The organism is Treponema vincentii F0403, from assembly GCF_000412995.1.
Lineage (GTDB): Bacteria > Spirochaetota > Spirochaetia > Treponematales > Treponemataceae > Treponema > Treponema vincentii.
The window spans coordinates 136,197-148,584 of the sequence record NZ_KE332512.1 but is presented as its reverse complement, the minus strand read 5'-3'; the positions used below and the strand labels follow the sequence as shown (position 1 = coordinate 148,584).

At 44.9% G+C, this 12,388-nt stretch carries 10 protein-coding genes; all 10 read right to left on the bottom strand.

Going from position 1 to position 12,388, the window contains the following annotated elements; genetic code table 11:
• Positions 1-7: 7 nt before the first annotated feature.
• Positions 8-2,803: a hypothetical protein gene (locus HMPREF1222_RS00705; protein ID WP_016517784.1), complete on the bottom strand. Its 2,796-nt coding sequence runs from the start codon at positions 2,801-2,803 to the stop codon at positions 8-10.
• A 30-nt stretch (positions 2,804-2,833) separates the two neighbouring features.
• On the bottom strand, positions 2,834-3,580 hold the full coding sequence (locus HMPREF1222_RS12420; protein ID WP_016517783.1) for a hypothetical protein: 747 nt from the start codon (positions 3,578-3,580) through the stop codon (positions 2,834-2,836).
• 153 nt (positions 3,581-3,733) lie between these two features.
• A complete protein-coding gene (locus tag HMPREF1222_RS00695) occupies positions 3,734-5,185 on the bottom strand; it encodes a sigma-54 interaction domain-containing protein (RefSeq protein ID WP_016517782.1) in 1,452 nt (483 codons plus the stop codon).
• A 78-nt stretch (positions 5,186-5,263) separates the two neighbouring features.
• Positions 5,264-5,923 (bottom strand): HlyC/CorC family transporter associated domain-containing protein, encoded by a 660-nt coding sequence (locus HMPREF1222_RS00690; protein WP_016517781.1) that lies wholly within the window; start codon positions 5,921-5,923, stop codon positions 5,264-5,266.
• A 64-nt stretch (positions 5,924-5,987) separates the two neighbouring features.
• Positions 5,988-7,205, bottom strand: coding sequence for an acyl-CoA reductase (locus tag HMPREF1222_RS00685; protein ID WP_244870154.1), 1,218 nt, complete (start codon positions 7,203-7,205; stop codon positions 5,988-5,990).
• The gene (locus HMPREF1222_RS00680) at positions 7,195-8,268 is read right to left on the bottom strand and encodes a LuxE/PaaK family acyltransferase (RefSeq protein WP_016517779.1); all 1,074 of its coding nucleotides are present in this window, start codon (positions 8,266-8,268) and stop codon (positions 7,195-7,197) included. Before HMPREF1222_RS00680 ends, HMPREF1222_RS00685 begins: the two co-directional genes overlap by 11 nt.
• Positions 8,269-8,292: 24 nt before the next feature.
• On the bottom strand, positions 8,293-9,900 hold the full coding sequence (locus HMPREF1222_RS00675) for an ATP-binding protein (protein WP_016517778.1): 1,608 nt from the start codon (positions 9,898-9,900) through the stop codon (positions 8,293-8,295).
• A gap of 82 nt (positions 9,901-9,982) precedes the next feature.
• Entirely contained in the window at positions 9,983-10,666 is a 684-nt protein-coding gene (locus HMPREF1222_RS00670; protein WP_016517777.1) for an MBL fold metallo-hydrolase, read from the bottom strand.
• Positions 10,667-10,903 carry an acyl carrier protein gene (locus HMPREF1222_RS00665; RefSeq protein ID WP_016517776.1) on the bottom strand — a complete coding sequence of 79 codons (237 nt, stop codon included), beginning with the start codon at positions 10,901-10,903 and terminating at the stop codon, positions 10,667-10,669.
• Between the two features lie 44 nt (positions 10,904-10,947).
• A complete protein-coding gene (locus HMPREF1222_RS00660) occupies positions 10,948-12,225 on the bottom strand; it encodes a hypothetical protein (protein ID WP_016517775.1) in 1,278 nt (425 codons plus the stop codon).
• Positions 12,226-12,388 lie beyond the last annotated feature (163 nt).

Genomic DNA, 12,388 nt, shown 5'->3' with positions numbered 1-12,388 from the left:
TCTGCGGTTATTCCCAGTTAAAGCCGGAACTACTGCGCTGCAATTCTTTGGAGAATTTTCCGGCGGCATTCTTTTCTTCCGGTGAGTTCAAGTTTCCGTCTAAGTCGTATGTCAATACTTTGTTATTGTCAGCTTCAACATGCGATGCAGAATTCCCCTCTTTACCCCAAGCGCCGTCCGAAGCGATAATGAGCTTTTTAGGTTTAACGGCAATAAAGCGATAGAACCCATAGCCGACTCCCTGATTTGAACCCTGCGGAGGTACGGCACTCTTTTCAGCGAGCTTATCTGCGTTGCCGGAGAAGCCCCCCGCCGCCTTACCAACTTTATACAGGGCGCTGCTCATATTAAATTCATCAATGGTGCAGGCATCCTCAACAGTGTGGTATCTTCTGATCTTTTCCGTCTTCTCCATAATGGCATACAGCGTACCTTCCGCCACTTGTAAGTCGCTAATTGCTTCTTCGTACGCGATATACGGATCATGAGAACTGCTAGCCGGTTCCGGTATCGGGGTATAAGGATTGGTAGACCCCGGCGCGCTTACATACAAAGGATCATTTTCTAGAATAGTAACCGATCCGTCGGCATGCTTTCCTTTCAGAAATTTTTTTACCTTTAACCGGTATTTGGGAATCTGATTGACTCCTACATTCTCTTCATATATCTGCTTTACACCGACGAACACCCCGTCCTTGTTCGCGGCAAGCGCGGTCAACTCTTCGCCGGTACAGGATGTAAAGAGCTCCGGCTCTCTTTCTTCATCAAAATAATATTGCCATTCAATCTTCTTTACAGCCCACTTCAACGGACTATAATCGTTAATGCCGTAATACAAGGTCTTAGTACCGCCGGAAACATCCACTGCAATAGATACGGGCAGTCCCGATTCATCCTTGATTTTCATATCTCCCGTGCTATTCAAGCCGGTATCCGTAGGCGTAAAGCGTTTGACCTTATAGTCCGGGCCATCACGCGTCACGATATACAGATTACCGTTTTGGTCATAGCAGAACACATCGGTAAGCCGTTGGCTGGAAGTGATACTAAGTGCAGAGGATGGAGAATAGGCCTCCGTTCCGTTGTCACCTACCCAATATTGGCTGCTGCCTTTCTCCCACAGCAGCATCTTCGTTTCGGGATATGTGTACTTATCATAGCTTTTAAACCATGTTGCGCCGTCTAAATCTAAGGAAGAAGCGCTCAAGGTGTTATTTTTACGATTAAAGGCCATAATGCGGTCTTTATTGCCGTTGACATAGATATTTTCGTTCACCTCCTCGATATTTACGCCATCGTCTGCAATGTACAGGGTATCCCCGTCATAGCCGAGAAAGCCTGCCGGATAGGAAAAATAATGCTCATCATATTGGATGGAGCCGGAGGCTGTAGCAGCCGGATTAAGGCCGCTGTTATTGCCCGACAGTACGACCGGCGTTAATTGTGTAGCACCGTCGTACGTGTACCGTACTATTTTTCCCAGCGCATAGAAGGCCGCTCCTCCGGTGGTATTTTGCTGAGCGAGCAAGCCGTAGACGCCCTTTCGGTCGACAAACAGACCGGTGCATACCATCGGGCTTTTGGTGGGATGCTGCCAAAGTTGAGAAAGTTCCGTTTCGGCTTTATCCGCAGTAAATGCAAAACTTCCTGCCGTTTGCATCTTATATGCGTACAGCTTTTTAACATCGTCCGAGCCAACCTCCACATCCATCGCAACAAAGAGCGTACCGTCAAACGCAGCAACGGAATCAATACGGGCAGGAGAACCGGGATACTTGGGAACAGTAACCATTACGGCATTACTGAACTCTGTATATCCCTCATCCGTCTTCTTTGCCATATATACGGTAAGCTTAGGATCCAAAACGTTGTTCTTGCGTTTCAGCAAGAAAACATCCCCCGTTTTAAAATCGACTGCGATATCGGTAATAGCAGAGTCAAAGTTAAGCAAAGTAGGTGTTTTTACAGTTCCGAAGTTTGCATCCTTCTTGCCGTCTGCATTAAAGCGTTCAAGAAGCAGCTTGCTATCCTTATGATACAGTACATAAACGCTGCCGGCACTGTCCCGCGCGGTCTTGAACCAGTCGACGTCTGATGCAAGCGCTTTGGTTCCGTTCGCTGTTTTCAGTTCGAGCGTAACCTTATGAGTATCTTTGTCTGTTGACCACAGCACATTCGGTATTTTTGATGTATACTGATAACCGGTATATTCTGCAAACCATGTTGCGTGGGAGGGGGAATCTTCAAAGGTCAAGACTTTGGTATCACGATTGACCTTTGCAATACGGTTTTTGTTGCCGGCAATACAAAAGCCTATATAGGTATTCTCGCTTATGTCAGCACCGTCATCGGCAATGTAGAGGTAATCCTCATCATAGCCGATAAAGCCTACGGGATTAACAAAAGCCTTCTCCTCAAAGGTAAGGGATGGATCGTTTTCTCCTGCTTTGGAATGCAGCCCTTTCACTGTTTTATTTGCAAGCCCTCCTTCACTATATGTATAATGAACAAGCGCTCCTACCATATACAGCTGACTGGCATCCGACTTCTGTTCCCGCAGCAGGCAGTATACGTTATTTTCATCGGCAAATGCCCCGGTACACTCGGTCATCCCGGCTACTGCACTGGGACGAAGGCTTTCCAACGTTTCTACGGCTTTTTCCTCCAGACTCAATGATGTGTCGGATAGCGTTACTTTGCAAGCAATCAGTTTATTTTCCTTTGTTACCAAGAAAAGCACATTATTATATGCCGCTGCCGCGGTAATAGTGCTGGAAGAAGCTGCACTGGCTAACGAACTCATACCAAACGGAGCAGAAAGGGTAAAGGTTTTTTATCCGCTCTCTGTGAGCGCGTATACATTGTCGCTGTTAGCATCAAATACAAAAATAGTATTGGTTTTAGCATCGACCGTCATAGTGCTGATGCGAGCAGAGGACGGCAGAGTGTTCAGAGGGATCTCGCAATGAGGATTTCCTTCGGCATCGAAGCGGGTAAGGTGTCTACCGCCCTTGTCATAGAGCATATATATCCGTCCGATACTGTCACGGGCAATAACCGGCCGGTCTAAATAGTTGCCGCCGATTCCACTATTTTCAACAAGTAATTTCTCGTCTGGCAGCTTGCCTACCAGCTTGAGCGTAATTTTAGAATCATACAGATCATTTTTTACAACATAGGAAAGGATATTCCCAACGCTCTTAGGCGTTTTGGAAAGCTTTACGGCAACGGTATTGGTTCCTGCCGTAACGGTGTGCTCTTTTGTACCGCGCCACTCGCCTGCCTCGGTTGTTACAACAACCTTGATGTTTATTTTCTCTCCGATATCACGCGTCAGTGTAACCGATGTTTTTCCCTCTGCCAGCTGATTACCGTCCTCGCCGGTAACGGTAATCTTAGTATTGGTTTCGTCAAATTCAGGCATTCCCTCGGCATTAACGGCACGGGCTGCCCCATTATCGATGACAATCCTTACCGTGCCGGTACCTTTTCCGGCTGTCAAACCTTGGTTACAGGCCGTAAAGATAAGGCATAGCGCTGCAAACAAAATACTTACGGAAATTAAACGCAGTTTTTTCATATTCTTTCCTCCTTCATAACTATAGGGCATCTGCACAAAACCGAAGTTTTAGCGGCTCCCTACAAACAAGAGTTTCCATTCATCTTGAAATTAGTATTTTTAGCATAACCGAATCTTACCATTTTTTTAAAATCTAATATAGAGCGGATCTTGTTAAGCTGACGGTTGTTCATCTATATCACGAGAGGCCGTATGCCGCTGGCGCTTGCGGACAAAGGTTGCATGAGACATACCGAGGCTTTCGGCAGCAAGACGTACGTTCCCGTAGGTCTTATAAGCAAACTCAATATATTCCGCTTCTATATCCGCAAGCGCAGCTTTTAAGTCATGGATACTCTCCGGCTGCTTTACCGGTATGTATAGAGGATCTGCATGCGGCTTGCATGGAGTAATAAACGTATTCATTGCCGTAATCTCGTCGCTGTCTGTAACGATAACCGCCCGTTCCACAATATTCCGCAACTCACGGATATTTCCGGGCCACTCGTACTCAACCATCAGCCGAAGCGCCGCATCGGAAAAATATTTGCGGAATGCATATTTCCGGTTAAGCTGATCGAGAAAAAGCTCGGCCAGCGGCACAATATCATTGCGGCGTTCGCGGAGCGGCGGAATGCGCAGTGGGAAAACCATCATGCGGTAATATAAATCCTTTCGGAATTTCTTTTTTTTGACCATTTCTTCCAGATTACGATTCGTCGCTGCAATAACGCGTATATCTACCGGAATCGGTTTGGTTCCGCCGATACGTTTTACCTCATGCTCCTGCAAAACCCGCAGCAGCTTTACCTGCATATTCAGCGGCAGTTCCCCGATTTCATCAAGAAAGATCGTCCCTTGGTCGGCTACTTCAAAAAGCCCCGCTTTACCATTCTTATCGGCACCGGTAAAAGCACCCCGCTCGTAGCCGAACAGCTCGCTTTCTATCAAGTTTGCCGGAATAGCGCCGCAATTCACGCTGATAAACGATTTCTTATTACGGCGGCTTTGACTATGGATATATTGTGCAAACACTTCTTTACCGACGCCTGTTTCGCCGCTGATCATTACGGTTGTATCCAGCGGGGCAACCTTATCCGCCATACGGATAATCGAAAGAGTTACCTTATCGGCGGCAATGAAATCGGTTTTATCAAGAAAGTGTGTCCTAATGTGTTCCAATTCTTTATGAAGGCGTAACCGTTCCTCATTCCGGGATTCTATCTCTTCCCGGAGATGATGGATTTCCGTCATATCCCGAACGTTCGTGATTACCATTTCGACTTTATTGTCCGGACCGAATACCGGCGTACTGGTAATGAGCGCCTGACGCCCCGTACTGAATTTTTGCTGAAGCGTTACCGGTTTGCCTGTCCGGATGGCGATTAAAGAACCCGATTGAGAGATTGTACCGCTCTCTTCCAGCTGTTTCATGTTGCAACCGGTTACATCGGCACGGGAAATACCGGTAATCACTTCGTAGGCTTTATTTACCCGCAGCGTGTTAGCTTCGCCATCAGTGATATAAATACCGTCAAACATATTTTCAATGATGGAATCGAGCTGTTTTTCCGCATCCAAGCGGATCGGACAAGAATCTTTTCTTAAACATTCATAATCAGACATCTGCAGCCCTCCCTTTTTTATAATAGGGAACCTTTAAAAATCGAAGTTTTTGAACATTCCCCGGTTCCCAATAGCTTTTTATGATTTTAACGGCGTTATTCTAATATGCCGTATCAGTTCTCCTTCCATATCATATACTTGAAACATATAGTCGCCGATTTGAGCTTCACATCCGACTGTCGGCTTCTTTCCGATCGCTTGCAGATAATTGAATAAATATCCCGCAACGGTATGCCCGTAGGATTCGTCAAAATCGGCATCAAGACGTCTGTTAACCTCCCTCATGCTGATACCGCCGTTTACGATATAGTCGCCGCCGGTTTCATGGTTATGAACTTCGGGGTCGTTAAAATACTTACGGACGGCAAAAAGAATTGCAATGGAGATAACCCCCAGCAAAGAACTTTGCATACTGCTGTGATCCATAATCAGCGTACGGGCTATTGTATACAAAAGAACCTCAATAGCGCTGCCCGGCGTATGCTTTGCAAGCATCTTTACGAACTCAATACCGATAACCAACTCAAACACCGATGAAAGGAATTCGGAAAACGACGGAACGGCAGTACCGGAGAACGTACTGATGATAAATATCCTCAGCTGAGCAAGCACTCGAATACAGAGGAGTAAAATCCCAATGATGACTACCAAGGCAAGAAGAATTTCCGTATAACTTGCCATTAACCCTAAATACCGTCTTAGATTTTGTTTGTTTAATTTTGCCGTTATTCTATTCATACATCGGGTATTATACACTGAAATATCCAAAAAGAAAGAGTAAATTTTTTATTTTTTAGAATTCTTATTTTAATGAGGAGATGATTCGCGATAGTTCCGCGATTAAGTCTTTACCGTCCCAAATTGTGTCCATTTCCATCGCTTGCCCGAGTGCAGCGATTCGGTCGATACCTGCCGCACGTCGCTGCGCAAAAAAGTGTGCGAGTTCTTCCCGCCGATAGCCTTCCGCGCAGAGCGTCTGCACCTTGAACGAAAGCAGCGGCAACAGTTCATCTTTATTGCGGATTTCGGTTTCGTAGAAAAAACCGAACGTTCCGCGGAGCGTTTCCGCCGCTTCGGCAGGCAGCTTTTTCAAACTTGCAACATATAAAAGATTCCCCGCATATTGCCGGACGGAAATGTCCTCCGGTAATGTCATCGCAGCAAGACACAGCTGTTCGTATTTCCGTGCCGCCTGATAAGCACCGAAGCGGTAGGCTGCCTGTGCTTCCGCTGCAACCTTTTCCCACCAGCGCGGGCGGACTGCCGGATCGCCTCCGTCGTTTTCCCACACGACAAGGTGCGGGGCGGAACAGGCGTTCTGATCCATCAAGTACGTGTCGTTGTAAAAACGGTGAGCCCATGCGGCAAGCGTTTCCTCATCAGCTTGAGAAAATGCCGCTTGACTGAACAGCGCAAACGACCAGCGGTCGGGGAATACCAGTTCAACCGCATGGGGCGGCAGCGGCAGCGCCCGTATGCGGCGTATTGTTTCGTCCCCGCTCCACACTACCCGCGCATCACACTCGGCCGTATACGCAGCGGTTACGGCGTCATCCCGGCCGTAGCTGATAAACGAAGTCCGCCGTTTTACGGACTCAAACTCCGGCCGGTTCAATACACGGCCGATGCAGGCGCAAAGCGCCGTACCGATTTCTCCGCCCCGCTCCGACAGCCGCACGATGTTTGCATTCCCTGCAAGCAGCCCGATTGTGTATGAATAGGCAAACATCGTCGGTACGTTTGAAGGTGCAATATGGAATGCCAAGCCCCGCCCGAGCCGCGGAAAAGGAGAAACATGACGCCGGGCTAAGGCTTCAAGATGCGCTCTGCGGCACCAAAAACCGAAGGCGGCTATTTCCGGTATGCCGTGTAATTCCGATGCACCGATTTCGGCCGATACCGCTGCAAGGAAGTCCATTGCTTCCGCTGAAAACACGGGATATGGTTCTCTTTCCGGCTGCAAAACGCCTGCCAATAATGTTACAGAGGTTTTCGTCTGCATGGTTGTATCATCCTTCATACGTGTCACTGCAACCCCTTACCTCCGCACGCGGGATGCGGCCGGTAATGGAAAAATACTTACCGAGCCGCCCGCAGGGACAGTCATCCTCTCCCAGCAGCACGCCGGTATCCTCAGTTAAAAGCGAATGCCCCGGATAGGAACCCGGCAGCGGAGACAGCACCTGTACAATACCCTGTTCCCCGATACCGCAAATACTGAAATCCTTCGCCCGCCTAAACAGCACATCCGACCATATACTTGCATGCAGATGTCCCTGCGGGCATTCCATGTAAATACAGCCGGTTTGTTCTGCCATGCCGTAATAGTTACTGATACGCGCAATACCGGTAGATGCCTGAATCCGCTTTTTAAACTCTTCCGGAGAGACCGCCTCGTTTATAAGGTTTTTCCAGCCGCCGCCGTGTATCAGTATTCCGTTTGAAATATTGAGGCTGATATTTTTTTCTTCAAGAACACGGATTACGTGTTTATAGATGATAAAGGTAAAACCGAAGGCAAGTATCGGCTCGTTTGCATGTTCGGCAAGAAAGTGTTGAACAGCCGGAATATCCAGCTCCATATTTTCGTCAAGTGCGTAACAGGTACGGGACGCCAACAAGGAAAAGCCCAAAATACCGGCTCCCCGTGCCGAAAACATCTTCCGGTCGCGCAGCGTTTTTTTCGTATCGAATACCAGATAGGGGATCCGCTTTTCTCCGGCAAAATCGGCAATAATCCGGTACAGCACCTGCTGCTGATTCGCCGCCGTTTCCGCATCCAAATAAATTTGCGAAACACGCTGACCGGTCGTTCCCGATGAGGTGAGCGTTTTAAACACCGCCTCTTCGGGAACACTCTTAAGCGAAAGCTCCTTAAAAACCGACACCGGCAGCATCGGCGCCGTCTCCGCCGAAAAAGCGGCATTCTCCGGAATACCTAAGGCTTTTAACAATCGGCCGTACGGCTCGCAATGGTTACGGTGAAAGGCCGTCCGTTTCGTCAGCAGCTCGGTATACGCCGCCGCTTTTTCTTGATGCGTCAATGAATACGGTTTCAGCTGTATAAATTCATCTATGGTCATGATAGTTAACATGTTTCCTATAATTCAGCATACGCGCCACTCCTTAATCGTCCTCGTCTTTTCATCAAAAGAGCTTCCGATGAGCACAATCTTCTTACCATCCACCTGATATTTTGCTGCATATTCTTTCTCTTTTATCTGATTGAGTGCATCTTCCGCACTGCCGTTGCCGGTGAGCTTAAACTCAAAGAGGTAGATACTATCTGCAGTAGTAACCACGCAGTCAGCTCGTCCGGTACTACAATGCACCTCGGTCTGCACAAACTGCCCCATTAGCGTAAACACAAGATACACAGCGGTCTGATAGTTCTGCTCCCGCAGTTTCAGGTTTTCTTCTGTGAAGTTGTCATAAGAAATACCGGCTATGATCGACTGAAGCCGTCCCATAAAGCCGTTTACATCGCCCTTGCGGATATCTTCCACAAATCGCCATATCGATTTCCCTGTTTCATCGGGTTGTACCGATGAATATGCAGGTAATAAGTTCTTTAAAAAGCCGTACCGAACCTCATCATTCGGAAAGCCCAACCTATACAACCGGGCATCTTTTATGTATTCTTTAATCGTCAAATACCCCGATTGAAAGAGAATCGGAAACGGCTCTTTTGCAACGGCTCGATATGTTTGTAAACCTTCTTCATCAAGCTCAACCTTTCCATCCAAGTCGGGGATAAAGTAGTGTGCGTCTTTGAGGTAATTAACCAAAAAAGTCGGTGTTCCCGTACTAAACCAATAGCTTTGAAAAATCTGTCCGTCAAATACCCGTAACAGGCTAAACGGGTTATACATATTTTCAGATGCTTGAGCAAAACAGTAACCGTCATAATTTTGCTTTAGCTGTTTGAGTGTTTCATCATAGGTAAGCTCATTCGCCTGTGCAAGCGCTTCAATTTCAGGAGCAAAGGTACTTTCCAATTCACTTTGGCTGATACCGCAGATACCGGCATATTTCGGCAGCAAACTGATATCATTGAGGTTATTGAGATCACTAAAGATACTAACCTTGCTGAATTTGGTAACACCCGTTAAAAAAGTAAAGCGGATATATTGGTCGCAGGTTTTGATCACTGAGTAAAACGCTTTGAGTGCATTGCGGTATCGTTCATTCAGTTCTTCATTTACACCCATCGTTTGCAGAAGCGGTTTGTCGTATTCGTCCACAAGGATAACAACCTGTTTCCCGGTTTTTCGATAGATACGTTGAATGAGGTCTTTTAACCGGCCATCCGGCGCTTCCTCTCTCTGTTCCAGCATAAAAGCTTCTTCCCAATCGCGGAGATGCGCATTCAAGATAGCTGCCAAGGCCTGCTCATCCGAATAATTTTTTGTATTAAAATCCAGATATAATACCGGATATTCTTCCCAAGCGGCTCTGCCTTCATGTGAGGCCTGAAGTTCTTCCGCTTGTTCAAGGTACAGTCCCTTAAACAGTTCTTTCTGTCCACGAAAATACGCCGCTAATGTAGAAAGAAATAAGCTTTTTCCAAACCGCCGCGGGCGGCTTAAGAAATACGGACTGGATAATTGAACAAGATTCCATGCAAATGCCGTCTTATCAACATAGATATATCCGTCACGGCGGAGTTTTTCAAAACTCTGTATGCCGACCGGTAATTTACGGGTAATGGTCATACCGTCATTATAATACGGTTAGGGCTTTTTTGCAATTTCCATGCCGATATTGTCAATACGATATATGTATCGTGCCGACATATCATAAAACCCCTTTATCAACCGGCACAGCAAGCCTATAATCCTTGCCGTGGCCGGGGTAAATATGAATACCGACGGGCAATGTTGCTAAGAAGGGTTCCGTGATTTCACGATAGTCTTTTTCACTGCCGCCGGGAAGCCGCAAAATCACTTCCCTGCCCGGCAACAAATAATCACCCGAAAAAAAGATATCGTCATCAAGAAAAATACCGACACTGCCTGCGGTATGTCCGGGCAACGGCACAAAGCGGAACGTATGCCCGCGCCAGTCCAGCGTACAGGCCTCGCTATATGTTTTATCCGCAGGGCGGCACACAAACGGGGTATAAGACACACCCGACTTACCGAAAAAGGTGAGATACACCTCCATCATCCGCGACATATTGAGCCGCGCATTCTGCATCCCGATATTACACTTCTCGCTCGCCATTACCTGCGCATCGGGAAAGCGCGCCCTCATCGGTTCCAGCCCTGCCGTATGGTCGCAGTGTTCGTGCGTTAACAATATCCATTCGGGGTGTAAATTTTTTTGTTCCAACACCGAAAGCGGCCCCGCAGGGTCGTTCGGATCAATCACTACACAAGGAGCATTCTCATCCCCGTGCCGTTCCGTATTTTCGTATATAATATAGCAGTTGCTTTCGGCTAAGGGTTCAGTCCATACCGAAATCGCTACGGCAGCCACTTAAATTTCTACACCGTATTTCGCAAGAATCGTTTTGCCTTTTTCATACGTAGAAAATTCCAAAACATCCAGCGTACTTAAATTAATTCCGAATGTTTCTTCGATAAGGCCAACCAAATCCATGTGCCCAACCGAATCCCACTCCTTCAAACCGCGGTACTTCAATCCGGGTAAATCTTCTTTTTTAACCGGAAAATTCTGCAAAAAAATGCGGTCGTATTGTTCAAGATTTGTCATTTTCATCTCCTCTATAAGTCCGTGTGTATTTTGCTTCGTATAAACTATTTCATAATTAAACGATTTATACGAGATATGTCGGTTATTTTATAAGCTATAAGATATCCGATAATTGTACATAAATTAGTTAAGATAAAAGCGATAACGATCATATTATAATAAGATAAACGCAGAGAAAAAATAATAACCGGTATGAAAAAAATATAGACAATACCTGTTTCGACAAAAACAGTATTAATAAATTTATTTCTTAATTGCATTTCTGCGCGTAAAAAAGATACGAGAGAATCTGTCAATAGTAAAAAAATAACAGTTTTTAAATAAAATTGAAATATCCGACTATTATCAGATAATCCATAAATATTCACTATATTCGTTAGGAAAATACGTATTATAACATAAATAAATAAAATAAAGATTGAATTTAATAAAATAGAATAAAGCTTTTCTTTAAACGAGGTATTTCCTAAAATGACAGCAGTTCTATAGGTGCTGATAGGTATTACGGAAATAAGATTATTAAATTCAAATATAATACTAAATTGAAGAATAACGGGCATAGTGTAAGCAGAATCGGAATGAGCTAATACGATTCCATATACAATTGCCATCCCTATTTTTAATAGTACAATTCTTGAAAATTCCTTATAGATATTATTTTTTGATTTATTAACTAAAGCCATTTGAATACGTCGGTTTCTATGGAGTAAATTTACCCGCAGGCTAATTATATAACTTACACTTGTTACTATCGTTACCAATAAAGTAGCAAAAAAGCAGCCGATGTATCCAAAGATATTTAAAAAACAGTAATCAAGAATATAATTGATAAAAATACTGATAAACGAAATAATTAAAACGATATATCCTTTTTTTTTTAAATGTAGTAATGATGTTGTACTTAATTGCAGCCAACGGAATGGAATAGTAACGGTAATTATAATCAATACGAAAAAAAACTCTTGAAACGGCATATTTAATTTTTTATTCATTTGGAGTGTAAAAAATAAAACGATTGAAACGATAGCAGAAATACATCCAATAATTATACCGCAATAACAAGAAAACGGGATTAAACTATTTTGAATAGCGCCGGAACGGTAATGCGAAACAGTAACTAAGCACGTTGGAATTACTGATAGAGCAATAATAAAATCAAAAATAGAAATTTGTGAGAAAAAAGAAAGAAGAACGATTGTATTCGGGAAATTACGTAAAAAATACAAATCGGTTTGAGTCAAAATACGAGAAAAGCTGAGGGATATAAGCATAGGAAAAAATATTTTTCCCCATTCGAATACTTTTATCTCTTTAAGAAACAAGATATATCTTCTCCCAAATTGTATTTTCTAATACCATTTATATACATCATCACTTTGTTTAATTTTGCAAGAGGATAAAAAGCGGATAACCTTTTACCCTCCCACAGGCAGGCTGCTTATAGCCGCCGTTTGCTGAGATAGAATGTATCTTTTTGCAACTATA

Excerpts from the sequence above, each read along its gene's own strand:
- HMPREF1222_RS12420 (WP_016517783.1), bottom strand. The coding sequence starts at position 3,580 with ATGAAAAAACTGCGTTTAATTTCCGTAAGTATTTTGTTTGCAGCGCTA.
- HMPREF1222_RS00695 (WP_016517782.1), bottom strand. The coding sequence starts at position 5,185 with ATGTCTGATTATGAATGTTTAAGAAAAGATTCTTGTCCGATCCGCTTG.
- HMPREF1222_RS00665 (WP_016517776.1), bottom strand. The coding sequence starts at position 10,903 with ATGACAAATCTTGAACAATACGACCGCATTTTTTTGCAGAATTTTCCG.
- HMPREF1222_RS00680 (WP_016517779.1), bottom strand. The coding sequence starts at position 8,268 with ATGACCATAGATGAATTTATACAGCTGAAACCGTATTCATTGACGCAT.
- HMPREF1222_RS00690 (WP_016517781.1), bottom strand. The coding sequence starts at position 5,923 with ATGAATAGAATAACGGCAAAATTAAACAAACAAAATCTAAGACGGTAT.
- HMPREF1222_RS00705 (WP_016517784.1), bottom strand. The coding sequence starts at position 2,803 with ATGAGTTCGTTAGCCAGTGCAGCTTCTTCCAGCACTATTACCGCGGCA.
- HMPREF1222_RS00685 (WP_244870154.1), bottom strand. The coding sequence starts at position 7,205 with ATGAAGGATGATACAACCATGCAGACGAAAACCTCTGTAACATTATTG.
- HMPREF1222_RS00675 (WP_016517778.1), bottom strand. The coding sequence starts at position 9,900 with ATGACCATTACCCGTAAATTACCGGTCGGCATACAGAGTTTTGAAAAA.